Annotated in this window: 23 protein-coding genes; 8 read left to right on the forward strand and 15 right to left on the reverse strand. The window is 62.4% G+C overall.

The features are described from left to right. Positions 1 to 41: 41 nt before the first annotated feature. Positions 42 to 590, reverse strand: a complete 549-nt coding sequence (gene syd / locus R2B70_RS14800; RefSeq protein WP_318161862.1) for a SecY-interacting protein — start codon at positions 588 to 590, stop codon at positions 42 to 44. Between the two features lie 105 nt (positions 591 to 695). Here syd and queF point away from each other — a divergent pair, with 105 nt between their 5' ends. The 7 genes from queF (at position 696) to R2B70_RS14835 (ending at position 9,787) form a co-directional block, all read left to right on the forward strand. Then, on the forward strand, positions 696 to 1,544 hold the full coding sequence (gene queF, locus R2B70_RS14805; protein ID WP_318161863.1) for an NADPH-dependent 7-cyano-7-deazaguanine reductase QueF: 849 nt from the start codon (positions 696 to 698) through the stop codon (positions 1,542 to 1,544). A 115-nt stretch (positions 1,545 to 1,659) separates the two neighbouring features. Then, complete coding sequence (locus tag R2B70_RS14810) at positions 1,660 to 3,930, forward strand: hypothetical protein (RefSeq protein ID WP_318161864.1); 2,271 nt, start codon at positions 1,660 to 1,662, stop codon at positions 3,928 to 3,930. Between the two features lie 85 nt (positions 3,931 to 4,015). Then, a complete protein-coding gene (locus R2B70_RS14815; protein WP_209793919.1) occupies positions 4,016 to 5,617 on the forward strand; it encodes a GGDEF domain-containing protein in 1,602 nt (533 codons plus the stop codon). 157 nt (positions 5,618 to 5,774) lie between these two features. After that, on the forward strand, positions 5,775 to 7,130 hold the full coding sequence (gene ppnN / locus R2B70_RS14820) for a nucleotide 5'-monophosphate nucleosidase PpnN (RefSeq protein WP_216990821.1): 1,356 nt from the start codon (positions 5,775 to 5,777) through the stop codon (positions 7,128 to 7,130). A 134-nt stretch (positions 7,131 to 7,264) separates the two neighbouring features. Next, positions 7,265 to 8,074 (forward strand): flap endonuclease Xni, encoded by an 810-nt coding sequence (gene xni / locus R2B70_RS14825; protein WP_318161865.1) that lies wholly within the window; start codon positions 7,265 to 7,267, stop codon positions 8,072 to 8,074. Between the two features lie 142 nt (positions 8,075 to 8,216). Beyond that, the gene (locus tag R2B70_RS14830; RefSeq protein WP_318161866.1) at positions 8,217 to 9,224 is read left to right on the forward strand and encodes an isocitrate dehydrogenase; all 1,008 of its coding nucleotides are present in this window, start codon (positions 8,217 to 8,219) and stop codon (positions 9,222 to 9,224) included. Positions 9,225 to 9,343: 119 nt separating this feature from the next. Beyond that, positions 9,344 to 9,787 (forward strand): hypothetical protein, encoded by a 444-nt coding sequence (locus R2B70_RS14835; RefSeq protein WP_042074763.1) that lies wholly within the window; start codon positions 9,344 to 9,346, stop codon positions 9,785 to 9,787. 128 nt (positions 9,788 to 9,915) lie between these two features. On the opposite strand, the gene rlmM is transcribed toward R2B70_RS14835, so the two are convergent. From rlmM to dinB, 6 genes are all read right to left on the reverse strand, one after another. Further along, a complete protein-coding gene (rlmM, locus tag R2B70_RS14840) occupies positions 9,916 to 11,010 on the reverse strand; it encodes a 23S rRNA (cytidine(2498)-2'-O)-methyltransferase RlmM (protein WP_318161867.1) in 1,095 nt (364 codons plus the stop codon). Next, a complete protein-coding gene (locus R2B70_RS14845; RefSeq protein ID WP_202211515.1) occupies positions 11,003 to 11,389 on the reverse strand; it encodes a DUF423 domain-containing protein in 387 nt (128 codons plus the stop codon). Before R2B70_RS14845 ends, rlmM begins: the two co-directional genes overlap by 8 nt. Positions 11,390 to 11,413: 24 nt before the next feature. Then, positions 11,414 to 12,061, reverse strand: a complete 648-nt coding sequence (locus R2B70_RS14850) for an alpha/beta family hydrolase (RefSeq protein WP_318161868.1) — start codon at positions 12,059 to 12,061, stop codon at positions 11,414 to 11,416. Next, complete coding sequence (locus tag R2B70_RS14855) at positions 12,054 to 12,974, reverse strand: transcriptional regulator GcvA (protein ID WP_202211517.1); 921 nt, start codon at positions 12,972 to 12,974, stop codon at positions 12,054 to 12,056. The genes R2B70_RS14850 and R2B70_RS14855 overlap by 8 nt, the downstream gene beginning before the upstream one ends. A 294-nt stretch (positions 12,975 to 13,268) precedes the next feature. Then, a complete protein-coding gene (locus R2B70_RS14860; RefSeq protein WP_318161869.1) occupies positions 13,269 to 15,404 on the reverse strand; it encodes a methyl-accepting chemotaxis protein in 2,136 nt (711 codons plus the stop codon). Positions 15,405 to 15,470: 66 nt separating this feature from the next. Next, positions 15,471 to 16,523, reverse strand: a complete 1,053-nt coding sequence (gene dinB, locus R2B70_RS14865; protein WP_318161870.1) for a DNA polymerase IV — start codon at positions 16,521 to 16,523, stop codon at positions 15,471 to 15,473. A gap of 218 nt (positions 16,524 to 16,741) precedes the next feature. Between dinB and R2B70_RS14870 the strand changes: the two genes are divergently transcribed. Then, complete coding sequence (locus R2B70_RS14870; protein ID WP_039040708.1) at positions 16,742 to 16,954, forward strand: hypothetical protein; 213 nt, start codon at positions 16,742 to 16,744, stop codon at positions 16,952 to 16,954. 80 nt (positions 16,955 to 17,034) lie between these two features. Here the strand turns inward: R2B70_RS14870 and nqrM are convergent, their stop codons facing one another. Genes nqrM through R2B70_RS14910 form a run of 8 tightly spaced genes read right to left on the reverse strand, consistent with a single transcriptional unit; the run spans position 17,035 to position 24,132 of the window. Further along, on the reverse strand, positions 17,035 to 17,259 hold the full coding sequence (nqrM, locus tag R2B70_RS14875; RefSeq protein ID WP_318161872.1) for a (Na+)-NQR maturation NqrM: 225 nt from the start codon (positions 17,257 to 17,259) through the stop codon (positions 17,035 to 17,037). 11 nt (positions 17,260 to 17,270) lie between these two features. Beyond that, complete coding sequence (locus R2B70_RS14880) at positions 17,271 to 18,308, reverse strand: FAD:protein FMN transferase (protein ID WP_042074777.1); 1,038 nt, start codon at positions 18,306 to 18,308, stop codon at positions 17,271 to 17,273. Between the two features lie 3 nt (positions 18,309 to 18,311). Continuing rightward, a complete protein-coding gene (gene nqrF, locus R2B70_RS14885; protein ID WP_318161874.1) occupies positions 18,312 to 19,535 on the reverse strand; it encodes an NADH:ubiquinone reductase (Na(+)-transporting) subunit F in 1,224 nt (407 codons plus the stop codon). Between the two features lie 17 nt (positions 19,536 to 19,552). Continuing rightward, positions 19,553 to 20,149 carry an NADH:ubiquinone reductase (Na(+)-transporting) subunit E gene (gene nqrE / locus R2B70_RS14890; protein WP_005303538.1) on the reverse strand — a complete coding sequence of 199 codons (597 nt, stop codon included), beginning with the start codon at positions 20,147 to 20,149 and terminating at the stop codon, positions 19,553 to 19,555. A gap of 3 nt (positions 20,150 to 20,152) precedes the next feature. Beyond that, positions 20,153 to 20,785 carry an NADH:ubiquinone reductase (Na(+)-transporting) subunit D gene (locus tag R2B70_RS14895; protein WP_005303545.1) on the reverse strand — a complete coding sequence of 211 codons (633 nt, stop codon included), beginning with the start codon at positions 20,783 to 20,785 and terminating at the stop codon, positions 20,153 to 20,155. Beyond that, a complete protein-coding gene (locus R2B70_RS14900) occupies positions 20,778 to 21,566 on the reverse strand; it encodes a Na(+)-translocating NADH-quinone reductase subunit C (RefSeq protein WP_042074780.1) in 789 nt (262 codons plus the stop codon). The genes R2B70_RS14895 and R2B70_RS14900 overlap by 8 nt, the downstream gene beginning before the upstream one ends. Beyond that, positions 21,556 to 22,785: an NADH:ubiquinone reductase (Na(+)-transporting) subunit B gene (locus tag R2B70_RS14905; protein WP_209793926.1), complete on the reverse strand. Its 1,230-nt coding sequence runs from the start codon at positions 22,783 to 22,785 to the stop codon at positions 21,556 to 21,558. Before R2B70_RS14905 ends, R2B70_RS14900 begins: the two co-directional genes overlap by 11 nt. A 3-nt stretch (positions 22,786 to 22,788) precedes the next feature. Further along, the gene (locus tag R2B70_RS14910) at positions 22,789 to 24,132 is read right to left on the reverse strand and encodes a Na(+)-translocating NADH-quinone reductase subunit A (RefSeq protein ID WP_318161877.1); all 1,344 of its coding nucleotides are present in this window, start codon (positions 24,130 to 24,132) and stop codon (positions 22,789 to 22,791) included. Between the last annotated feature and the right edge of the window lie 290 nt (positions 24,133 to 24,422).

Below are 24,422 nucleotides of genomic sequence, written 5' to 3' on the forward strand. Positions count from 1 at the left end.
AGATGGCAAGGCCCTCTCTCATCCTGCTCATCCTGCCCGTCTCAATGGGGCAGGGTCTCCAGCCGCGCCAGAAATGCCGGCAGCGAGGGGGCCAGCGCCAGGCGGCGACCTGAGTCCAGCCACTCCAGCCATACCTGGCCGCTCTCGTTGTCGAGCGACACCAGCGTCATCTCGTTGCGGGTGGTGGCGATGAAGAGCGAGGGGGAACGCTGCAGCTTGCGCAGCATCAGCAGGTGACCGATGAGGTTCTCCTTGAGCAGGTCCAGATCGTCCTCGTTCCACGGCAGGATCAGCTCGATGCGCAGTCCCTTGTAGGAACAGGGAAGGGGGCGGCTGAACCAGTGACCAAACAGGGCAAGGGCGCTCGGATGCAGGGTCAGCTCGAGGGCATCGGCCATGGCCGCGAAGTCGGCAGGCTGGTCGCGCCTGTGGGGGCGCCAGGCCACCCGCCCCTCTTTGGGCTCATCCAGCTCGCAGGGAGAGCGCCACCCGGCCTCCCACTCGCACAGGGGCAGCCCCCGTCTCGCCTCGCCATCGCGCTGCCAGCGTAAAAAGAACTGCTCCAGAGCAGACAGGACTTGATCCGTCATCGATATTCCCCACAATAGCGGCCTCTGATCGCCGCAAGACAGTGACCGAAAAATCCGGCCATTGCACCATCAAACCCTTTGTCAGACAAGCGTGAGCAAACCAGCATGAGCAAACAAGAGAGATACGCCGGCGCCAGTGCGCTGCAGGGCCTGAGCCTGGGGCAGCAGTCCACCTACATCAGCCAGTACACCCCGAGTCTGCTGCAACCTGTGCCACGCAGCCTGAACCGCGACGATCTGGGCCTTGGCGAGACCCTGCCGTTCGAGGGCTGCGACGTCTGGACCCTGTACGAACTCTCCTGGCTCAATGCCAAGGGCAAGCCCGTGGTCGCCCTCGGCGAGGTGGCCGTGCCCGCCGCCAGCCCGAACCTCATCGAATCAAAATCCTTCAAGCTCTACCTCAACTCTTTCAACCAGACGCGCTGCGACTCCCTGGAAGCGGTACAGGCGCTGCTGGTTCAGGATCTGAGCGCCTGCGCCGGCGCCCCCGTGAGCGTCGCCCTCTTTACCCTCGATGAGGCCCCCCACCAGATAGTGCAGCTGCCCGGTGAATGCATCGACGATCTGGATATCGAGGTGGACGGCTACGAGTTTGACGAGACCCTGTTGCAAGGGGCCGCCGGCACCGAGATCGTGGAGGAGACCCTGCACAGCCACCTGCTCAAGTCCAACTGCCTGGTCACCAGCCAGCCGGACTGGGGTTCCGTGGTGATCCGCTATCGCGGCTCGCGCCTCGACCGGGAGAAGCTCTTGCGCTACCTCATCTCGTTCCGCCAGCACAACGAGTTCCACGAGCAGTGCATCGAGCGCATCTTCACCGATCTCAAGCACTTCTGCGCCCCGACACAGCTGACCGTCCACGCCCGCTACACCCGCCGCGGCGGACTGGACATCAACCCCTTCCGCAGCGACTGGGAGCCGGTTCCCGCGAATCTGCGCCTCATCCGCCAGTAAGCCGGGCACTCGGGTTCCGACACATCCGGCCCATCACGCATCTCATCAATGAACTCTGGACGGGCGGGGGTGGGCTTGGATAACATGCCTGCACCTCCGTGCCGTCCTTAATCCAATGAATCAACTGTTTTTTCTGGCAATGATGATGTCCTCCCTGTCGGCTCCGGATCTGGATCTGGCGAAGGAGCAGTTGTCCATCGATCTGCAGCAGGCCCAGACCCTGGTGCTGACCGATCCCGCCAGATGTGTCCAGATCGCCACCGCCTTTCTGGAACGCACGGCCAGCAACCCCAAGCAGATCATCAGCAATCGCCAGGAGTACGGTTATCGGGAGCCCATGCTGAACTACGGCTCCGCCACCCAGACCACGGGGGCCTACCTGCTCAAGGGAGAGTGCCTGCAGCAGCTGGGGCAATTCAAACCGGCCCAGGAGTCCTTCGCGAAGGGCATCGCCATGGCCGAGAAGGAGCAGCAGTTCGAGCTGCACGCCCATGGCCTCTACCTCCAGATCCGCAGCCAGACCCTGCAGCTGCACGCCCACGGTGCCGGCGCCGCCCAGCTCGACAAGCTGGACAAGCTGCTCGCCAGCCCCCCGCTCAAAGAGAGCCAATTGCAGGTCTACGCCCGTCTGCTACATGTCAACGCCAGCATGGAAGAGCGACAGTTCGATCTGGCCAAACGCCAGCTGGCGGAGGCGCGCCAGTGGGCCGAGCAGGCCAAGAACCCCCTGGCCAGGGCCTGGACCAGCGCCGTGGGGGGCGATCTCTATCAGGCCCTGGGCCAGCCCCAGCTCGCCCTCGGGGAGTATATCGATGCCCAGCAGCAGGCCAGGGATCTGCAGGATCCCCTGTTCCTCGGCCTGCTCTCCAACCAGATGGTCAGCCTTTATCAAGCGGAACAGGAGCCACAGAAGGCGCTGCAATACGCCAACGAGGCGGCCAATTACTTCCATGCCCTAGGCAACCCCTCCCTGCTCAGCGACGCCCTGATCGTGCTCGCCCGTCTCAACCGCGATCTGGGGGAGATGAACATGGCGCTGGTCTATTTCTTCAATGCCCTGGATCTGCTGGACGAGAACAGCAACCGCATCCGCATCGCCCACCTCAAGTTCGAGATTGGCAAGACCTATCTGCAGACCGGCAACCTGAACCTGGCCCGCAACTACCTGAATGCCGCGCGCCAGTCCCACGAGCTGGGGGACGACAAGGAGTCCCTGATCGATACCCTGCTGCTGCTCGGGGATCTCCACCTCAAGCAGCAGGAGGCGGGGATCGCCATCCTGCAGCTGGAGAACGCCCTGACCCTGGCGAACCGGATTGGCGACATCCGGCGCCAGCTGGAGATCTTCCGCCTGCTCTCCATCGCCTACGAGCAGAAGGGCTACCTGCAGCAGGCCCTCGAGAGCTACAAGAATTTTCATCAGCGCAGCGAGCTGGTGCGCCAGCAGCAGATCGCGCTGGAGCAGGAGGCGGTGCGCGACAACTATGCCCAGGTGGAGCGGGCCCAGCAGGTCAAGGAGCTGGAGCAGCAGCTCGACCAGAGCCAGCACCAGCAGGAGCGCTACCTCTGGTCCAGCGTCAGCACCGGGCTGCTGCTGGCGCTCTTCATCTACCTGTTCTTCACCCTCTGGCTCAAGCTGAGGGTCGCCCGCCTGAATGCCAAGCAGCTGGGGGAAGCCCTGCTGGTGGAGCCGCGCAGCGGCCTGGCCAACTGGCAGCGGCTGATGAGCCGCTGGCCGAGGGAGATGGCCAAGCGCCAGCAGAAGTCCGAGCGCTGGTACCTGAGCGAGCGCCCCACCAGCGAGTTTGACGACAAGCTTCACTACCTGCTGTTCCGGGTGCCCTTCCTGGTCAACAGCCTAGAGCAGCATGGCTATCAGGTCAGCCGCGAGATTGAGCAGGCCTTCGGCCACTACGTCGCCAAACTGACCCCGAAGGATGGCCGCATCTACGACCTGCGCGAGGGACATCTGCTCTATGTGGTGCCCCAGCGCCACGTGGCCCAGCTGCACCAGCTGGCGCAGGAGCTGCTGGACACCCTGGCCGCCTTCCCCTGCGAACACCCGCTGGACAGGCACATCAGCCTCGGCATCGTCAGCCACCCCTTCCTGCCCAAGGCGGCCATGGCACTCGACCACCACGGCCTGTTCGACCTCTGCTACCTGGCGCTGTCGGGGGCCATGCAGCTCAGCGACAAATACCAGCAAAACGTCTGGCTCGAACTCGCGGCCATCGACTGCCAGCAGGCCGCATTTTTTAATGGGGATGTGTGGCAATGCTGCTTGATGGCAATTGACAAGGGACTGGTAAAAGTAAATTCTTCTCATGAAAAGCAATGGGTTAACTGGCTTGCTCTTTCACGGACGAAAGCGCCGGACCATGCGTGACAAAAAGGTACTCAACGGGGTCTTTCATTGGCTGACTGTTGCTGGACGATACAAAAACGATAATGACAACAGGGCGACCTGAACAATGAATGATATGGCTGCCGTAACCGGACAACTGGCAAGACTCAGGGAATCCCTCCAGCAAAAACAGCAGGAACTCGATGGCATGGCCACGTTCTCCGAAACCGAACGTGCCCGCAGCATCCAGTTCATCGGCAAGCTGATGCAGGCCTGCCGTGGCCACGATCGCGAGCTGGACAACCGGCTGGCCAAGCTCAAGCAGAAGCTGGACGGCTCCCCCCCGCTCACCTCCATCGATGCCGAACTCGCCGCCATCGAGAAGCTGTTGCAGCAGCACAGCCACGCCATGGAGGAGTCCATCAGCCTGACCCGGGCCGCCATCGATCTGGGCAGCAAGCAGCTCAAGACCATCAAGGGCTTCCCGGAAGAGACCCGGCGAGCGCTCAAGGAGTTTCTCGCCAGCCCGGAGAGCTACGGCATCGGGGATCACCAAAAGAAGGTGATCCGCCTGCTGGAGTTCTACCAGCAGGCCATCAAGATCCAGCTGCTGCCACGCCAGCCGCTGATCCCGCCTTCGGCGGAGATCCCCACCGAGCTCTCCAGTCCGTCCCCTTCAGATTCATTCGATGTCAAGGCGCACGCCCAGATCTCCGATGAGTTGCAGCGCCTCATCACAGAGCTGGATTTTGCCGGCGCCGTGGGCGAGAGCCTGGCCGACATCCGCCGCCAGTTGCTCGGGGGCATCACCCCTGCCCTGCTGGCCGAAGTCTGCCTGCAGATCATCGAGCTCATCATCGAAGGCACCCGGGAGGAGCGCAAAGCCTCCCAGGCCTTCCTCAGCACCCTGAACGAGAGCCTCTCCGCGGTCCATTTCAGCTTCACCGAGACCCTGGACGAGGGGCGCGCCCTGCAGGATGCCGCCCACCTCAGCGGCCAGGCGCTGGAACGGGAACTGGCCGCCATCGATCGGGCCCTGATCACCCATGACTCCCCCGCACGGCTCAAGGGAGCCATCGGCGGTCACCTGGACACCATCCGCCGCCTGCAGCAGGAACGGGAGGAGATGGTCAGCCGCGAACGCCATCTGCTCACCCACCTCTCCAACATGGAAGCCAAGCTGCGGCTGATGAAGGAGGAAACGGCCGAGTACAAGAAGCGGCTCACCATCCAGAAGCACAAGCTGTTCCTCGACAGCCTGACCCAGGTGCACAACCGGGCGGCCCTCGACGAACGGCTGGAACTCGAATACAAGCGCTGGCTGCGTTACGGCACCCCACTGTGCCTGGCCATCATCGACATCGATCACTTCAAGCACATCAACGACAACTACGGCCACATGGCCGGCGACAAGGCCCTGAAAGTGGTGGCCAAGGCCCTGCAGAACGCCTTGCGCGACACCGACTTCATCGCCCGCTTCGGCGGGGAGGAGTTCGTGGTATTGCTGCCGAACATCAACCCGGACAAGTACCAGAAGCCCCTGGAGAACCTGCGCCAGACGGTCAAGAGCATCCCGTTCCGCTTCCGCGATGCCAGGGTCGAGATCACCATCTCCATCGGGGCCACCCTGTTCCGCCCGGGCGACCATACCACGGACGTCTTCGAGCGCGCCGACAAGGCGCTCTACAGCTCCAAGCACTCGGGCCGGGATCAGGTCAATCTCGCCTGAATCCGGACTTGACCGCGGCTAAAAAACCGGCAAACGCACTTTCCCCCTATTCCCCTGCCCACCCCCTTGCCTCTACTATCGAACCGAGGGATGCCAAGGCATCCCGTTTTCTCCCCAGGGAAAGCACAACGATAACAAGCGAGTGAAAGGGGAAATTATGATTACACACATCAATCCCGTGGGCAGCATGGACCTGCTGTCCCAGCTCGAGGTGGATCGCCTCAAGCAGACCGCCTCCAGCGATATCTATCAACTGTTTCGCAACTGCTCGCTGGCGGTGCTCAACTCCGGCAGCCACACCGACAGTTCCAAAGAGATACTGGAACGCTTCAAGTCCTTCGATATTCACGTGATCCGGCGCGAGCGCGGGGTCAAGCTCGAGCTGTTCAACGCCCCCGAGCACGCCTTCGTCGATGGCGAGATCATCCGCGGCATCCAGGAGCACCTCTTCTCCGTGCTGCGGGACATCCTCTATGTGTCGACCCAGCTCGAGTCCAACCGACTGGTCAACCTGACCAGCTCCACCCACATCTCCAACGTGGTGTTCGCCATCCTGCGCAACGCCAAGGCGATCCTGCCCGGCGCCGACCCCAACCTGGTGGTCTGCTGGGGCGGCCACTCCATCAACGAGGTGGAGTACCAGTACACCCGCGCGGTGGGGAGCGAGCTGGGGCTGCGGGAGCTCAACATCTGCACCGGCTGCGGCCCGGGTGCCATGGAGGGCCCCATGAAGGGAGCCGCCGTCGGCCACGCCAAGCAGCGGGTGCGCAACGGCCGCTACATCGGCCTGACCGAACCCTCCATCATCGCCGCCGAGCCGCCGAACCCCATCGTCAACGAACTGGTGATCCTGCCGGACATCGAGAAGCGGCTGGAGGCCTTCGTGCGCCTGGGCCACGGCATCATCATCTTCCCGGGCGGGGTGGGCACCGCCGAGGAACTGCTCTACCTGCTCGGCATCATGATGCACCCGGCCAACGAGCGCCAACCCATCCCCATAGTGCTAACCGGCCCCAAGGAGAGCGCCGACTACTTCCGCGCCATCGACGACTTCGTCAAGGCGACCCTGGGGGAAACCGCCACCAGCCTCTACCGGATCATCATCGGCGATGCGCCCGAGGTGGCCCGCGTCATGAAGGAGGCGATGCCGAAGATCCGCGAGTATCGCAAGTCGGTGGGGGATGCCTACTCCTTCAACTGGTCATTGCGGATAGAGCCGGAGTTCCAGCTGCCGTTCGAGCCGGATCACGCCAGCATGGCCAGCCTGGATCTGCACCGCAACCAGCCGCCCCAGTTGCTGGCGGCCAACCTGCGCCGCGCCTTCTCCGGCATCGTCGCCGGCAACGTCAAGGAAGGGGGCATCCGGGCCATCGAGAAGAAGGGCCCCTTCAAGCTGCACGGCGACAAGGAGCTGATGCACCTGATGGACAGGCTGCTGGAGAGCTTCGTCAGGCAGCAGCGCATGAAGCTGCCGGGCAGCCAGTACATCCCCTGCTACGAAATCGTGAAATGAGGGGCATGCCCCCGAGTGACCCAAGGGGCCGACAGGCCCCTTCTTCGCATCTTGCCGTCACGCCCCTTCAGGGTTAGCAAGGCGTTCATCCCTTGTTACAATGGGCCGTCCCGACCGCCAAGAGTGCCCCTTCCATGCCAAACCTCAGGCCTCACCTGCTTATCATCGATGCCCTCAACCTGATCCGCCGGCTGCACGCGGTCCAGGCCCAGCAGGGGTTGACTCCGGCCCAGGCCCTGATCGCCACCCGTGCCAACCTCATCAACACCAGCAAGAAGCTGCTGGCCAACAGCGAGCCGACCCATGCCATCGCGGTATTCGACGGCGAGGTGCACAGCTGGCGCAAGGAGATTTATCCGGCCTACAAGGAGGGGCGAACCCCCATGCCCCAGGAGCTGAGAGAGGGGCTCGCCGAGCTGCAGGATGCCTTCTGGGAGTGCGGCGTCGATGCCCTGCTCTCCCAGACCGACGAGGCGGACGATCTCATCGCCACCCTGGCCGACGGCATGGCCAGGCGCGGGGCGCGGGCCACCATCATCTCCACCGACAAGGGGTTCTGCCAGCTCATCTGCCCGCAGATCCGGGTACGGGACTACTTCAACAAGCGCTGGCTGGATGCCGCCTTCGTCCAGCAGCAGTACGGCGTTGCGCCGTCGCAGCTGGTGGACTTCTGGGCCCTGACCGGGATAGGCGGCTCCAACATCAAGGGGGTGCCCGGCATAGGTCCCAAGACCGCCACCCAGTTGCTGCAGCAATACGGGACCCTGGCCGCCCTGCTCGATGCCTGCGAGCAGGAGAGCGCGGCCAAGCCCCTGCTCAAGCTGCGCCAGCACAGGGATGACGCCCTGCTGGCCCAGCGGCTGGTACGGCTGCAGCTGGACATTCCCCTCGGCTTCAACCTCAGGGAGATCCGCTACCCGCCCGCACAGGAAGCAGGGGCCTGATCACCAGCACCCCCTTCCCCCAGACAGGCCGTACCTGTTGACATAAATGGGATATATGTAAAGAAACATGGAGAAAGTGGTGCAAAAATGGTATAAAACCGCCGAATCCTCCCCCTCTGTTCCCTAGAAGTGGATACGTCTCATGTCAAAAAGAAAAATTACCGTCATCCCGGGCGACGGCATAGGCCCCAGCATCATCGAATCCGCCATCCAGATCCTGACCCACGCGGGGTGTGATTTCGACTACGAATATGCAGACGCAGGCCTGGTCGCGCTGGAGAAACACGGCGAGCTGCTGCCCCAGTCCACGCTGGATCTCATCGAGAAGAACAAGGTCACCCTGAAGGGCCCGCTCACCACCCCGGTCGGCGGCGGCTTTACCTCCATCAACGTCTCCCTGCGCAAGAAGTTCAACCTCTACGCCAACGTGCGCCCCGTGCTCTCCTTCAAGGGCACCAGGAGCCGCTACGACAACATCGACATCATCACGGTGCGCGAGAACACCGAGGGCATGTACTCGGGCGCGGGCCAGAAGCGCAGCGATGACAACCAGAGCGCCGAGGCGATGAGCATCATCACCCGGGAAGGGGCCGAGCGAATCGTCACCTTCGCCTTCGAGCTGGCGCGTCAGGAAGGGCGCAAGAAGGTCACCATCATCCACAAGGCCAACATCCTCAAGTCCACCTCCGGCCTGTTCCTGGAAGTGGCCCGCCAGGTGGCCGCCCGCTACCCGGACATCCAGAACGAGGAGATGATCGTCGACGCCGCCTGCATGAACCTGGTGATGTACCCGGAGCGGTTCGATGTCATGGTCACCACCAACCTGTTCGGCGACATCCTCTCGGATCTGTGCGCCGGTCTGGTGGGGGGCTTAGGCATGGCGCCGGGCGCCAACATAGGTGAAGGGGCCGCCATCTTCGAAGCGGTGCACGGCTCTGCGCCGGACATTGCCGGCAAGAACATCGCCAACCCCACCTCGGTGATCCTCGCCTCCATCCAGATGCTGGAGTACCTGGGCATGCAGGACAAGGCGGAGCGCATTCGCGAGGCCGTGCGCTCGACCATCGAGTCCGGCGATCGGGTGACCCGGGACCTGGGGGGCTCCGCCTCCACCAGCGAATTCACCCAGGCCATCATAGATCGTCTGTGAATCCTGTCTAACCGATTGATCTAAAAAGGGAGCTTAGGCTCCCTTCATTTCATGCCGGATCCCCCTACCTCCCTCGTCAGATGAATACTATGTTCATATGGAGGATAAGGAGATCCACCATGCGTGCCACTTTCATCTTGCTGATCGTCAGCAGCAGTGCCCTGGCCCTGGACAGGCCCATCGACAATGCCTGGCTGACAAAACCTCCCCAGCACGAGCCGCCTGCCAAGCAGGTCTGGACGTCGAACTTGGATACCAACGACCTGCTCAAGGCCCCCAAACCCCTCTCCTTCGGCCTGGACATCGTGACCGACAGCAACGGCAACAGCCAGGTGACCCCCTATCAGAAACTGAACCTGACCGCCGAGAAGAGCGTGAGCCTCTCCTTCGAGAAGCACAAACCCAGGATCAAGTTCAACGCCGGGGGACTCAACACCGCGGTCAAGCTGCGCGGAGACGGCGTCAAGATGCAGTTCACCCCGACCGACAAGAGCATCCCCCTGCAGGTGGAGATCAAGGTCACGGACGACGAATCCAAGGTTACCTTCGACTACCGTTTCTAACGGGGTCAGGGAACAAAAAAACCGGACGGGTTACCCCGTCCGGTTTTTTTTGCCATCACTCTTGCCATCACTATGGTCGTGATCGTCCGATTACGTCTCGCCAATCGAACTGGCTTTCTGACCGGCGATCAGGTCTTGGGCGACAGCTTGGAGACCCAGAACTTGTTGTAGACGTGTACCGTGATCTCTTCCCGATCGTGGTAGAGCTGCTTGGCCTGGATCACGAAGCTGTTGTCGATCTCCCTGAGCAGCTCCCGCAGCACCTCGATGTTGTGCACCGCCTCGGCGTAGCGCTTCTTCATCGGCAGCTTGAGGTTGAACATCGCCTCCTGGCAGTCGTTCTCCCGGAACCAGTCGGCGATCATGTGGGTCACCCGCGCCGGCTTGTCCACCATGTCGCACACCAGCCAGTAGGTGTTCTTCTTGCTCGGACGCCAGACGAAGCCGTCATCGCGGATGTGCTTGACCTGACCGGTATCCATCAGGGACTGCGCCATCATGCCGTTGTCCACCGCGGTCACCATCATGCCGCGACGCACCAGCTGATAGGTCCAGCCCCCCGGGCAGGCGCCGAGATCCACCGCCTTCAGGCCGGAGCACAGGCGCAAGTCCCACTCTTCCCGCGGCACGAAGACGTAGAAGGCCTCTTCCAGCTTGAGGCTGGAGCGGCTCGGCGCATCGGCCGGGAAGCGCAGGCGCGGGATCCCCATGTGGAACGCGGAGTTGTTGAAGGAGTAGGAGTAACCCAGCATCAGGTGATCGTTGGCCAGGAAGAAGGCGTGGAACACCGGACGGTGGGGCGTCTCCTTCTTGGTCAGGATCTCGTTGCCGCGCAGGGCCTGGCGCAGGGGCACGGTGAACTTGCGGCAGAAGGCGGAGAGCTCCTTCGCCTCGTTGGTGTCGGCCGTCTCCACCCGCAGATCACCGCAGATGGCGTAGCCCCGGGTCGCCTCGACGATGGGAGTGACCCGATCGGAGAGATCCAGCTCCTTCAGCTCGTGGGTCACCACCAGCATCTGGCGGATGAAGATGAGCTCCCGGAACGGCAGCTTGCGGGCCAGCAGGTCGGCCTGCTCCTCGTCATACAGCTCGAAGAGCACGTAACCGCTGTCGTCCTTGACCCGGGCGAAACCGTAGCACTGCATGTTGCTGGCACGCTCGGTGATCTCTGCCGCCGCCTCTTTCTCAAAACCCGGGCGGCAATAAAGCAGCAGATTATTCATTCTTTCCTCCAAGACGACAGCCGGCCCATATCAGAGCCGCCCATCCCAACATAAAACAGAGGCCACCGGCAGGGGTGATGAGCCCCAGCCCCTTGCTGCCAAGCAGCACCATGGCGTAAATACTGCCGGAGAATCCCAGGATCCCCAGCACAAAGGCCGTGCCCGCGAAGGTGATCACCTTGCTGCGCACGTCGCAGAGCCCCAGCACCATCAGGGCCAGGGCGTGGAAAAACTGATACTGCACGGCGGTGTTGAACGCCGCCAGGCGCTCGGGCGTGATACCGGTCGCCGCCAGCCCGTGGGCGCCATAGGCCCCCAGCAGGGTGGCCGTCAGGCCGAAGAAACCGGCAAGCACCAGCCAGTGTCGTTGGATCTGCATCCTCTCTCCTTGCATTCGCGCCCCTCAGGCGTGCGCCAGCCTGTCGGCGACAAAGGCCCGGATCCGCTCCGCCGCCTCCCGCAGGTTGTCCTGCTCGCCAAGACCGCTCGCCTTTCTCGGCTTGAAACCATGATCCCCGTCGGTCAGCCAGTGGACCGATACGACGGGTGAGAAGGGGAAGTCGGCCAGCTCGGCGCGGCTGCCGAAGGTATCGCGCTCCCCCTGCAGCAGCAGGGTGGGCGTGGTGATCTGCTTGAGCACCTCGCCTCGCCAGCGGTCGGGCCTGGCCGGGGGGTGGAAAGGATACCCGAGAACGATCAATCCTGCAGCATCCATCTCGTCCTCACCGTCCTGATAGAGTTCTGCCGCCATGCGCCCGCCCATGGACTTGCCCGCCAGAAACAGCCGGGGATGGGCAAAATCCTTCACCACCTGGCGCCAGTGGGCGAGCAGCACCGGCTGCCGGTCCGGCGGCCTGCGCTTGCCGTCCTGGGCCCGCTTGGTCATGTAGGGGAAGTTGAAGCGCACCACTTCGATGTCAGACCCGGCCAGCAGAGCCGAGAGCCGGGCGAGGAAGTCGTGCTCCATGTCGGCACCCGCGCCGTGGGCCAGCAGAATGCGAACCGGGGCGTCGTGCGCCCCCTCCCGGATCACGTCCAGCGCCTCAGCCATCGGCGAGCCGGGCCCGGCGACGGGCCTCCTCCTGCTCCACCAGCTCCAGCATCCAGTCGCGGAAGGCCACTATCTTGCCCTGATCGGACTGCTGCTCCTGGCACACCAGGTAGAAGGCGTTCTTGCTCACCAGCACCTGCTCGAACGGGCAGATGAGGCGCCCCGCCTCGATCTCCGGCTGGGCCAGCACGCTGTGGCCGAGCGCCACCCCCTGACCGTGGATCGCCGCCTGGATCACCATGGTGGAGTGGCTGAAGATGGGCCCCTGGTTGACGTTTGGCGCGTCGATGTCGAGCTGGCGGAACCAGGCCTTCCAGTCGCGTCGGGAGGTGTCGTGCAGCAGGGTGTGCCGGATCAGATCCTCCGGGGTGCGCAGGGGCTTGGGGCCGCTCAGCAAGAGCGGCGAACAGACCGGGATCAGGTACTCGGTGTGCAGCTTGTCAGAGCGCAACCCAGGCCAGTTGCCGCGACCGTAGTAGATGGCCACGTCCACGTCGTCGGTGAGCGAGCCCTCGTCCATGTCCACCGCCTTGATCCGCACGTCGATATCCGGGTGGCGCTCGCTGAACTTCACCAGCCTGGGCACCAGCCACTGGATGGCGAAACTCGGCTGCAGGGAAACGGTGAGCGCCCCCTTGGCGCTGCGCGCCAGCAGCTTGTCGGTCGCCTCCGAGATGGAGGCGAAGATGTCCTTGATGTCGAGGAAGTAGCTCTGCCCCTCCTCGGTCAACAGCAGAGAGCGGTTCTTGCGGCGAAACAGCTTGATGCCGAGGTACTCCTCCAGCGCCTTTATCTGGTGGCTGATGGCGGCCTGGGTCACGAACAGCTCTTCTGCTGCGCGGGTAAAGCTCAAGTGACGAGCCGCGGCTTCAAACGCCTTCAGTGCATTGAGCGGAGGTAAACGACGAGACATGGGATCGGCCGACGATGAATTTTTCTAATGGGGCGCATTATAAATTGTCGGTTGCGGGTCGACCAGTGAATAAACATAATTCGCCCTGCAATTCGTTGTCATATGGCTCACACCTTCTCTTCCATGTTGGTTTACATGTGGTTTTTGTGGGTGGGCTGACAAAGATTGTGGTGTTGTGTTTCTTCCTCTGCGGGAAGAAGGGGCTAAATCAGGTCGATTTAACCCAGTCTGTCATCTGAATGTGTTTGGCGCCTCCCCTGGATGGCGCCTTTTTTCTTATCCCTGCACGCGTCACTACACCCGGAACTGCCCCACCAGTTGCTGCTGCTTGTCCGCCAGTTGCGACAGCTCCCGTCCGTTGTCGGCGGAGTTGGCCGCCTCGGCCCGGATGCTGTGGCTCACGTCGCGGATGTTGCTGACGTTGCGGTTGATCTCGTCCGCCACCCCGCTCTGCTCCTGCGCCGCCCTCGCGATCTGCTCGTTCATCTGGTGGATGGTGCCGACCGACTGGATGATCTGCTCCAGCACGCTGACCGACAGCTCCACCTTGCCGAGGGTCACGTCCGCCTGGCTGTGGCCGGTCAGGATCGCCTTCACCACCGCCTCGGTGCCGGACTGCAGCTCGGTGATCAGCGTCTGGATCTCGACGATGGCGTTCTGGGTGCGACCCGCCAGATTGCGCACCTCGTCCGCCACCACGGCGAACCCGCGCCCCTGCTCGCCGGCCCGCGCCGCCTCGATGGCGGCGTTGAGCGCCAGCAAGTTGGTCTGTTCGGCTATTCCCTGGATCACCACCAGGATGTCGTTGATGTTGTCGCTGTTGGCGGCCAAATGCTCCACCACCGGCTTGGCGTCGCTGATCACCGTCATCAGCCTGGACATGGCCTCCTGTGTCTGTGCCACCACGGACTTGCCCTCCTGGGCCGCCCGGTCGGCCTGGTCCGCCGCACTCACCGCCGAATTCGCGTTGCCGGCCACCTGCAGGGCGGTGGCGCTCAGCTCCTCGAACGCCGTCGCCACCAGGTCCACCTCCTGATACTGGGCCTGCATGCCGGCACTGGTCCGGGCAGCGCCCTGGGCCGCCAGGGCCGCGCTGGCCCGGGTACCCGAGACGGTGTCGATCACCTGGCTGATGGTAGATTGCAGCTTGTCCAGGAAGTTGTTGAACCACTTGGCCAGCTCGCCTATCTCGTCGTCCCGCTGCAGCACGATACGCTGGGTCAGATCCCCCTCGCCGCTGGCGATGTCCTTGAGACGAGCCACCACGGTCCGGATGGGCGCAACGATGCGCTGCGCCATCAGCCAGATGCAGAACAGGGCGATCACCGAGATCCCTCCACCGATCAGCAGCTGGGCGGCCACGCTGTGCTGGGCCTGCTCCTCAAGCTGCCCCTGCAGTTGCAGGGCGGAGGCGAGCACCACGGCGCGGGGCAGCTCGATGTAGATGCCCCACTTGCGATCCGTGCCGCGCATGCTGACCGGCACGAAGGTCTGCAACAGGGCGCCGTCCGGGCTCCAACGGGTGGCCACGTCCCCCTTGGCGAGCCAGCCGTCGAGATCCTGCGCCAACGGCGATTGCGCCAGGCGGTTGCCAGGGGCGACCTGGAATCCCTCCACGCCGGCGACCCGTCCCTCGTGGCTGAGCAGCAGCACCTTGCCCTGCCCCCCGTAGAGGGTCTTGTCCATCTCCTCCACCAGGTTTTGCAAGGTGGCCAGCGAGATGTCGACCCCGACCATGCCGAGCAGATTGCCCTCCTCCAGCAGGGGAGCCGTCACCGAGGTCATCAGCACCGGCTTGCCCCCCACCTCGTCCACATAGGGTTCGAGCAGGCAGAGGGCCTTGCTGCGAATGCTGCAGCTGTACCAGTCGTTCTCCAGGCCACCGTGCTCTGACGGTTTGTCATTGGCCAGCATGGCCTCGTCCATCACCTCCAGGGTCACCTTGCCATCGACCCTGGCCCAGTAGCTGGAGAAACGTCCCTTGTCGTTGGCCCCGAGCGCGGTCGAGCCCTGATAGTTGGCGTCTTCGCCGTCGAGCTGGTTCGGCTCGAACACCCCGTAGACCCCGATCAGGTTGGCGGAAGACTCCGCCGCATCCTGCAACTGCTGGTTGACCGCATTGCGCAGCGCCTCGGAGTGGACGAAGTTGTCGGCCGCATTCTTGCGCTGGAACAATATGCCTTCGGCCAGCAGGGTGGCCCTGAAATAGGCTTCGTCGAGGTAGCTGGTGACCCGGGCCGCCTGGGTGGCCCCCATGGCCTGCATCCAGTTTTCTGCCGCGTGCTGCCCCTCCAGCGTGGTGGAGGTGAGCACCTGCTCCTGCATGCGGGCCGCGTTGAAGAGGGAAGAGGCGACCAGGGCGGCGGCACTGGCCAACAGGCAACAACCGGCGATCAGGGTGATCCGTCCCTGAACAGAAAAAGCACTCATGTATGATTTCCTGACTTCTACAGAGGTAGACACTGTATCGGATTTGGAAACAAAAACTTAACTAAATCAACTCAGATCCAGGCTCAGTTGGTTGATTTCATCGCTGCCGGGCAGACCGACCACCAGGCCGAGCAGACGAATGGGCTTTCCTTGAGCCCGTTGCAGGCCCTCGTGCAGCAGATCGTGGAAGCGGGTCGCCTGATAGCTGCCCTTGCGATAGACGGTGGTCTGGTGAAAGTCGGCGAATTTCAGCTTGATCCCCTGCCCCATCAGCGCCTCGGCGGGGCAGGACTTGGCGAAACGCAGCTCCAGCTCGGGAATGAGCCGGCTGAGCACTTCCCAGCAGGCCGCCTCGTCCAGCACGTCGCTGGCCAGGGTCGTCTCCACGCCGACCGTCTTGCGCACCCGCTGGGGCTGCACCGGCTGCTCGTCGTGACCCCAGATCCGCCCGGCCAGCATCTCCCCGAGCTTGCCGAAACGGGCGATCAGCTCCTCGTTGCCGAGCTGGCGCGCATCCTCGCAGGAGTAGAGGCCTTGCGACTCCAGCCGCTCCGCCGTCTTGCGCCCGACCCCGGGCAGCTTGGCCAAAGGCAGCTGGCGCACGAACTCGTCCACCTCCCGGGGGTGGATGACGAACAGGCCGTCCGGCTTGCGCTGCTCGGAGGCGAGCTTGGCCAGGAACTTGTTCGGCGCCACCCCGGCGGAGGCGGTCAACCCCAGCTCGGCCAGGATGGCGGCACGGATCTCCATCGCCATCAGGGTGGCGCTGCCGCCGCAGTGGGGGCTGTCGGTGACGTCGAGGTAGGCCTCATCCAGCGACAGGGGCTCCACCCGCTCGGTGTAGCGCAGGAAGATGGCGCGCAACTGGCGGGAGGTCTCCTTGTAGACGGCCATCCGCCCGGGGATCAGCACCAATGGCGGACAGAGCTTTCTGGCCAGGGCGCTCGGCATGGCGGAGCGCACCCCGAAGCGGCGCGCCACGTAGTTGCAGGTGGAGATGACCCCGCGTCGGTCGGCGGCGCCACCAATGGCGAGCGGCACCTCCCTGAGGGCCGGGTTGTCCCGCATCTCCACCGCGGCGAAGAAGCAGTCCATGTCGATGTGAATGATCTTGCGCATGGCCGTGTCTGTTGCTGTGTCGACAGCCTCCCGGACAGATCATAGGGATAGACCCTGGGCCTCCGGCTAGGAGGCGTGTCGAACGACAAAAATACTGTATATATAACCAGTTTGGTGACCCATGCTACCCCAAGCCTGTCATTTCTGCCAGTCTGCGCGCGGGCGCGGCGGCATAGACTCTCAAGGCCACATCCACACGAGACTCAAGGAGGAGAAGCATGAGCATCATCCGGGCGGGGCTCTGCCTGCTGCTGTTGCCGCTAGCGACCATGGCCAAGGATCACCCGACAGCCGAATGCAGCTGGCTATACAAGCGCATCGAGATACTGGAAACCGCCATCAGGCAGGGGGATGAACTGGGCACCAGGGAAGAGCTGGCAAAGCGAAAGAAAGAGTTCAAAGCAAAGGCATGCAGCCAATATGACTACTGACCCCATGCCACATAAAAAACGAGCCGACCCAGGGGGCGGCTCGTTTCGTTGCAAGGCTGCCTTCAGAGCGATATCCGCCGTTAGATGATGCGGTTGTCCACCAGCATCTTGCGACGGGCCTCTTCCTTGGCCATCTTCTTCTTGCGGTTGTCGCAGGGCTCGGGGCAGTCGCACTCCTTCTCGATGCCTATGGTACCAAGGCCGCCACAGGAGCCGGAGATGCTCTTCTTCTGGAAGATGTAGCCGATGGCCATGGCCACCACCACCGCCAGAAACACCCCGAAGGTGATCAGAAAAATCTGCATGTAGTTACCCCTTACTTCTTGACCAGATAGGGTTTGAAGGCCTCCGAGTAGGTCTCCTCGAAGCCGTCGTCCGTCTTGGTGATCACGAAGATCGCCAGGCCCCGCTCCCTGGCATAGGCCAGGCTCTTCTCCGGGCCCATGACGGTCAGCGCCGTGGCCAACCCGTCCGCCGTCATGCAGGAGGGGTGGATCACGGTCACCGACACCATGCGATGCTGGATAGGCTTGCCCGTCAGCGGATCTATGGTGTGGGAGAAGCGCTTGCCGTCCATCTCGTAGTAGTTGCGATAGTCCCCCGAGGTGGCCACGCCATTGTCGCCCGGCACTATCACCTCCTGCACCGAGCCGGCGTTGAGAGTCGGCTTCTCGATGGCCACCCGCCAGGGATGCCCCTTGCCGTTGACCCCGTTGATGCGCAGCTCGCCGCCGATCTCCACCAGGTAGTTGCGCGCCCCCAAGGATTCCAGATACTCGGCCACCTTGTCCACCCCGAAGCCCTTGGCGATGGCGGAGAGGTCCACGTAGAGATCCGGGATGTCCTTCTGCAGGGTGTCCGCGTCTACCGAGGTGATCACGTGCAGATTGCCGAGCCCGGTCTTCTGACGGGTCTGGCTAATCAGCTCGTCGGACGGCACCTTGGTCGGCTTGGCATCCGGGCCAAAGCCCCACAGATTGACCAGGGGGCCCACGGTCACGTCCAGCGCGCCGCGGCTCTCGCGGCCGATGTGTATGGCCTCGGTCACCACCCGTGCGGTGTCGCGGGAGACCACCACAGGGGTATTGTCCCTGTGCTGGTTGAAGCGCGACAACTCGGAATCGGGTCTGTAGGTGGACATCTGATCGTTGACCCGCTCCAGCAGGACGTCGACCTCCGCCTGCAACTTGGCCCCATCCTTGACGGCGTCATCCGCCACCTTGATGGAGTAGTAGGTCCCCATGGTGCTGCCGGTGATGTGGATCTCCGGCTTGGATTGAACCGTTTCCTGACCGCACCCCGTCAAGAAAAAGGCTAGCCCGAAGGCTAGCCAGGTCTTTACAACGCTGTGCATGTATCAACCACCGAAGTCATCCAGCAGGATGTTTTCGTCTTCAACGCCGAGATTTTTCAGCATGTTGATGACGGCCGCGTTCATCACGGGAGGCCCGCACATGTAGAACTCGCAATCTTCCGGCGCCTCGTGGTTCTTGAGGTAGTTCTCATAGAGCACGTTGTGGATGAAGCCGGTGTAGCCGTCCCAGTTGTCTTCCGGTTGCGGATCCGACAGGGCGACGTGCCACTGGAAGTTGTCGTTCTCGGCCTGCAGCATGTCGAAGTCCTCGACATAGAACATCTCGCGCTTGGAACGGGCACCGTACCAGAAGCTCATCTTGCGCTTGGTCTTCAGACGGCGCAGCTGGTCGAAGATGTGGGAACGCATCGGCGCCATGCCCGCACCACCGCCGATGAACACCATCTCGGCATCGGTGTCCTTGGCGAAGAACTCGCCGAACGGACCGGAGATGGTCACCTTGTCCCCCGCCTTCAGGCTGAAGATGTAGGAGGACATCTGGCCGGGAGGAGCGGTCCAGTTGCTGGGCGGCGGGGTCGCGATCCGCACGTTCAGCATGATGATGCCGAACTCTTCCGGATAGTTCGCCATGGAGTAGGCACGGATGATCGGCTCGTTGACCTTGGACTCCAGCTCGAAGATCTTGAAGCGATCCCAGTCGCCGCGATACTCCTCGGGAATGTCGAAGTTCTTGTACTGCACGTGGTGGGCAGGGGCTTCGATCTGGATATAACCACCGGCGCGGAACGGCACGCTCTCCCCATCGGGGATCTGCAGCTTGAGCTCCTTGATGAAGGTGGCCTTGTTGTCATTGGAGATGACGGTACAGTCCCACTTCTTCACGCCGAAGATCTCTTCCGGCAGCTCGATGTCCATGTCGGAGCGCACGGTGACCTGGCAGGCCAGACGCTCGCCGTGACGGGCTTCACCCTTGCTGATGTGATCCAGCTCGGTCGGCAGGATGTCGCCGCCGCCGGATTTCACCCGCACCTTGCACTGACCACAGGAGCCGCCGCCGCCGCAGGCGGAGGAGACGAAGATACCGCTGCCGGCCAGCACGCCGAGCAGCTTGCCACCCGCCGGGCTGGTCACAGCCTTGGCCGGGTCGCCGTTGATGCTGATTGTCACGTCACCGGCGGTCACCAGCTTGGACTTGGCGAACAGAATGACTGCCACCAAGGCCAGCAGGATCACGGTGAACATGACCACACCCAAAATAATTTCCATCTATATTTCCTTTCCGATTACAGGGAAATACCAGAGAAGGACATGAAGCCCAGCGCCATCAGACCCGCGGTGATGAAGGTGATGCCGAGGCCGCGCAGGCCTTCCGGAACATCGGAATACTTCATCTTCTCGCGGATCCCCGCCATCGCGACGATGGCCAGCATCCAGCCTGCACCCGATCCCACGCCATAGACCACGGACTCCACGAAGTTGTAGTCACGCTGCACCATGAAGGAGACGCCGCCGAAGATGGCGCAGTTCACGGTGATGAGCGGCAGGAAGATACCGAGCGCGTTGTAGAGGGCCGGGAAATACTTGTCCAGCGCCATCTCCAGGATCTGCACCAAGGCCGCGATCACCCCGATGAAGGTGATGAAGCTCAGGAAGCTGAGATCCAGACCGGACACCAGGGCGCCGTCTTTGAGCACGTAGTTGTAGATCAGGTTGTTGGCCGGGACGGCCACGGTCTGAACCACGATAACGGCGATCCCCAGGCCCATGGCGGTCTTGACCTTCTTGGACACCGCCAGGAAGGTACACATCCCCAGGAAGAAGGAGAGCGCCAGGTTCTCGATGAAGATCGAGCGAATCAACAGACTGATATAGTGTTCCATACCTTAATCCTTCGCCTCCACCTGCTTGGGATCCTTGGTGCGCACGCCCCATATGATCAGACCAATGATGAAGAACGCACTCGGCGGCAGCAGCAGCAGGCCGTTGGGCACATACCAGCCACCATTGTTCACCAGCGGCAGCAGCTCGATGCCGAACCAGGTGCCGGAACCCAGGATCTCGCGCACTGTGGCCACGGTCAGCAGCACGGCGCCATAACCCAGACCGTTGCCGATGCCGTCCAGGAAGGAGGGCAGCGGGGCACTCTTCATGGCGTAGGCTTCGGCACGGCCCATCACGATACAGTTGGTGATGATGAGGCCGACGAATACCGACAGTTGCTTGGAGATGTCGTAGGCATACGCCTTGAGCACCTGGTCAACCACGATAACCAGGGACGCGATCACCGCCATCTGGGCGATGATCCGCACGCTGTTCGGGATCTGGTTGCGGATCAGGGAGATGAACAGGTTCGAGAAGGCGGTGACCGCGGTCACCGCCAGCGTCATCACGAACGCCGTCTTCATCTGGCTGGTAACGGCCAGCGCGGAACAGACACCCAGCACCTGCAGTGCGATGGGGTTGTTGCCGAGCACAGGCGTCAACAGCAACTTTTTCATTTCGCTCTTGTCAGCCATTGTTGATTTCTCCTGCACGTACCTTGGCCAGGAAGGGACCGAAGGCCTTGGGGCCCATCCAGAAGTCGAAGGTGTGCTGTACACCATTGCCGGTCAGGGTTGCACCAGACAGGCCGTCGATTTCATGCTCGGAGCCAGCCGGAGCATGGCCCTTGATCACCCGCAGCGCCGGCTGGCCATCCTGATCGAACAGCTTCTTGCCGACGAACAGCTCGCGCCAGGCCGGGTTCTCGATTTCGCCCCCCAGACCCGGGGTCTCGCCGTGGTCATAGTAGGTGATGCCCTTGATGGTCTGGCCGTCGGCCGCGACCGCCACGAAGGCATACATGGTGGACCACAGACCCTGGCCGTAGATCGGCAGGATGATGTTGTCGACCTTGCCTTCGGCGTCTTTCGCGAAGAACACGGGGACCAGCTTGGAGATTTGACGCAGGCCGGCCTTGTCGTCGGCCGGGGCCAGACGAATGCTCTTGGCCGGGTCTTTCGCCGCCAGCTTGGTGTCGAAGTTGTCGGCATCGCCGTCGACGAACTCGCCGGTGGCCAGATCGACCAGACGCGCCTCAATCTTGTCGCCGTACAGCTTGGCCAGGTCACGCTTGGCCACGGCGCTGATGTCGACGCCGGCGACGGACAGGATGTTGCTTTGCTTGTCCAGCGCCTTGTTTTCCAGCTGGGCCGGACGCAGACCCACGGCGGCCACGGAGACCACGATGGAGCAGACCAGACACAGACCGGTCACTACGGCGAGAGTGCCGGTAGTAGAGTCTTTATTAAACGCCACGTGCGATCCTCCGCTTGATGTTCGCCTGCGCCACGAAATGGTCAAACAGGGGGGCAAACAGGTTGGCAAACAGAATGGCCAGCATCATGCCTTCCGGGAACGCGGGGTTCACGACCCGGATCAGCACCACCATCACCCCGATCAGGGCGCCATACCACCACTTGCCCTTGTTGGTGAAGGCAGCAGAGACCGGATCGGTCGCCATGAAGGCCATGCCGAACGCGAAGCCACCCAGCACCAGGTGCCAGTGCCACGGCATGTTGAACATGGGGTTGGTATCGGAGCCGATGACGTTGAACAGCAGGGAGGTCGCTACCATGCCCACCATGACGCCGGCGATGATGCGCCAGGAGGCAATGCGCATGTAGACGATCATGGCCGCGCCGATGAGGATCATCAGGGTGGAGACTTCACCGATGGAACCCGGCAGGTTGCCGAGGAAGGCGTCCATCCAGCTGATGGCCTCGCCGGTGGCACCGTTGATCAGCGCCATCTGGCCACCCTGTGCCCACTGGCTCAGCGCGGTGGCGCCGGAGAAGCCGTCGACGGCGACCCAGACCGCATCACCGGAGATCTGACCCGGGTAGGCGAAGAACAGGAAGGCACGACCCGCCAGCGCCGGGTTCAGGAAGTTCTTGCCGGTACCACCGAACACTTCCTTCGCCAGCACCACACCGAAGGTGATGCCGAGGGCGGCTTGCCACAGGGGCAGCTCGGGCGGCACGATCAGGGCAAACAGGATGGAGGTCACGAAGAAGCCTTCGTTGATCTCGTGCTTGCGCACCATGGCGAACAGCACTTCCCAGAAACCACCGACGATGAAGACGGTGATGTAGATCGGGAAGAAGTGCGCAGCACCGATCAGCATCTTGCTGCCGATGCCGGCCACGGCCGGATCCAGCGAGGCACCGAACAGGGTAGCCAGGGCGTATTGCCAGGAATCGGCACCGGCTGCCGTGCCCAGGTGGGCGATGGCGGCGATGGCCTGGTTGCCGACGTTGTACATGCCCCAGAACATGGCCGGGAACACGGCCAGCCACACCATGATCATCATGCGCTTCAGATCGATGGCGTCACGGACGTGGGCGGCATTGCGGGTCACGGAACCCGGGGTATAAAACAGGGTGTACGCCGCTTCGAACAGGGCATAGTACTTGGCGTACTTGCCACCCGGCTCGAAGTGATGTTCCATATTTTCAAGAAGTTGCTTGAAACTCATCGCTTAACCTTCCAGTTCTATCTTGGTCAGGCACTCACGCAAGACCGGGCCGTACTCTGTCTTGCCGGGGCAGACGAAGGTACAGAGCGCCAGATCTTCCTCATCCAGCTCCAGGCAGCCGAGCGCCTGCGCGCTGTCGGTGTCGCCGGAGATCAGATCCCGCAGCAGCAGGGTCGGCAGGATGTCGAGCGGCATCACGCGCTCATAGTTGCCGATAGGCACCATGGAGCGATCACTACCGTTGGTGGTGGTAGTGAAGTTGATGAGTTTGCCCTTCATCAGGTGAGAGAGGGTGGTACGGGTGATGGAGAACTTGCTGGCACTGGGTTTGACCCAGCCCAGGAACTCTTTCTCGCGACCTTCGCCCAGCACGCTCACCTGGTTGTGGAAGCGACCCAGGTAGTCATGGACCCCTTCGGCCTTGGCACCGCTCAGCAGGGAACCGGAGATGACGCGGTTTTCATCGGCGCGCAGCTCGTTGTTGGTGAGCTGGCTGAGGCAGGCACCGAGGCGGGTGCGCAGCAGGCGCGGCTTGATCACGTTCGGGCCGGCCAGGGAGATCACCTTGTCGGTGAAGATCTGGCCGGAGGTGAACAGCTTGCCGTAGGCGATCACGTCCTGGTAGTTGATGTGCCACTGCACCTTGTTGGCACCGACCGGATCCAGGAAGTGGATATGGGTGCCCGGCAGACCGGCGGGGTGTGGGCCGACGAACACGGCTTCCTTGACCTGGGCCAGGGAGGAGTGCGGCAGGCTGCCTTCGCCCTTGCAGACGTGGACTGTGCCGTCGGTCAATCGGCTCAGCACGGCCAGACCGTCGAGGAAGGCCTGGGCCTGTTCCTTGATGATCAGCTCCGCACTGGCGGCCAGCGGGTTGGTGTCCATGGCGGTGACGAAGATGGCGCGCGGGGCTGAGCCCAGGGCCGGCACCTTGCTGAACGGACGGGTACGCAGCGCGGTCCATTGGCCCGATGCGACCAGGATCTCCTGCACCTTGCTGCGCTCGAGCTTGGGCAGCTCGGCGGAGGCAAAGTGCTCGAAGGTCACCTGCTCGTCAGAGCCATCGATGTCGATGACAACGGATTGCAGAACACGCTTGGCACCACGGTTGATCTCAGAAACCACACCGGTGGCAGGGGCCGTGAATTTAACGCCGGGATTCTTCTTATCTTCGAAGAGCTCCTGACCTTTAATGACGCGATCACCTACTTTGACAAACATAGTAGGACGCATCCCCACGAACTCTTCGCCGAGTGTAGCAACACGGGTGATGGCCGGGCCATCGTAGATTACTTGCTCCGGAGCACCCAGCACGGGGATGTCCAGTCCTCTTTTAATTGTAATCATACTCACTTGCACTACCGTTAAGGGAAGACAGGTTGGTTAGCGCCGAGAAATACATCACGACGAGTTGTTGAATGAGCCCGTCCATATCGCGACAAACTGTCGAGAAAACAAACAAATCAGCAACATACAGGATCATTCAAAAGCGCCTGAGTTTACCACCTTAGGCAAGTTTGCCGCCACGCCAAATGGGGAAAATCCCCGCCCTATCACAAAATTAACCTTCAATGAATATTTTCCCTCCGCCCCTGCAACCCGTGGTTTTAAAGGATTTTTCGCAAAGCTAACCCTAT

The organism is Aeromonas sp. XH, from assembly GCF_033348475.1.
Taxonomy (GTDB): domain Bacteria; phylum Pseudomonadota; class Gammaproteobacteria; order Enterobacterales; family Aeromonadaceae; genus Aeromonas; species Aeromonas sanarellii.

Bases quoted from the DNA above. Each gene is read 5' to 3' on its own strand.
- syd (WP_318161862.1), bottom strand. From the start codon at position 590: ATGACGGATCAAGTCCTGTCTGCTCTGGAGCAGTTCTTTTTACGCTGG.
- queF (WP_318161863.1), top strand. From the start codon at position 696: ATGAGCAAACAAGAGAGATACGCCGGCGCCAGTGCGCTGCAGGGCCTG.
- R2B70_RS14810 (WP_318161864.1), top strand. From the start codon at position 1,660: ATGAATCAACTGTTTTTTCTGGCAATGATGATGTCCTCCCTGTCGGCT.
- R2B70_RS14815 (WP_209793919.1), top strand. From the start codon at position 4,016: ATGAATGATATGGCTGCCGTAACCGGACAACTGGCAAGACTCAGGGAA.
- ppnN (WP_216990821.1), top strand. From the start codon at position 5,775: ATGATTACACACATCAATCCCGTGGGCAGCATGGACCTGCTGTCCCAG.
- xni (WP_318161865.1), top strand. From the start codon at position 7,265: ATGCCAAACCTCAGGCCTCACCTGCTTATCATCGATGCCCTCAACCTG.
- R2B70_RS14830 (WP_318161866.1), top strand. From the start codon at position 8,217: ATGTCAAAAAGAAAAATTACCGTCATCCCGGGCGACGGCATAGGCCCC.
- R2B70_RS14835 (WP_042074763.1), top strand. From the start codon at position 9,344: ATGCGTGCCACTTTCATCTTGCTGATCGTCAGCAGCAGTGCCCTGGCC.
- rlmM (WP_318161867.1), bottom strand. From the start codon at position 11,010: ATGAATAATCTGCTGCTTTATTGCCGCCCGGGTTTTGAGAAAGAGGCG.
- R2B70_RS14845 (WP_202211515.1), bottom strand. From the start codon at position 11,389: ATGCAGATCCAACGACACTGGCTGGTGCTTGCCGGTTTCTTCGGCCTG.
- R2B70_RS14850 (WP_318161868.1), bottom strand. From the start codon at position 12,061: ATGGCTGAGGCGCTGGACGTGATCCGGGAGGGGGCGCACGACGCCCCG.
- R2B70_RS14855 (WP_202211517.1), bottom strand. From the start codon at position 12,974: ATGTCTCGTCGTTTACCTCCGCTCAATGCACTGAAGGCGTTTGAAGCC.
- R2B70_RS14860 (WP_318161869.1), bottom strand. From the start codon at position 15,404: ATGAGTGCTTTTTCTGTTCAGGGACGGATCACCCTGATCGCCGGTTGT.
- dinB (WP_318161870.1), bottom strand. From the start codon at position 16,523: ATGCGCAAGATCATTCACATCGACATGGACTGCTTCTTCGCCGCGGTG.
- R2B70_RS14870 (WP_039040708.1), top strand. From the start codon at position 16,742: ATGAGCATCATCCGGGCGGGGCTCTGCCTGCTGCTGTTGCCGCTAGCG.
- nqrM (WP_318161872.1), bottom strand. From the start codon at position 17,259: ATGCAGATTTTTCTGATCACCTTCGGGGTGTTTCTGGCGGTGGTGGTG.
- R2B70_RS14880 (WP_042074777.1), bottom strand. From the start codon at position 18,308: ATGCACAGCGTTGTAAAGACCTGGCTAGCCTTCGGGCTAGCCTTTTTC.
- nqrF (WP_318161874.1), bottom strand. From the start codon at position 19,535: ATGGAAATTATTTTGGGTGTGGTCATGTTCACCGTGATCCTGCTGGCC.
- nqrE (WP_005303538.1), bottom strand. From the start codon at position 20,149: ATGGAACACTATATCAGTCTGTTGATTCGCTCGATCTTCATCGAGAAC.
- R2B70_RS14895 (WP_005303545.1), bottom strand. From the start codon at position 20,785: ATGGCTGACAAGAGCGAAATGAAAAAGTTGCTGTTGACGCCTGTGCTC.
- R2B70_RS14905 (WP_209793926.1), bottom strand. From the start codon at position 22,785: ATGAGTTTCAAGCAACTTCTTGAAAATATGGAACATCACTTCGAGCCG.
- R2B70_RS14910 (WP_318161877.1), bottom strand. From the start codon at position 24,132: ATGATTACAATTAAAAGAGGACTGGACATCCCCGTGCTGGGTGCTCCG.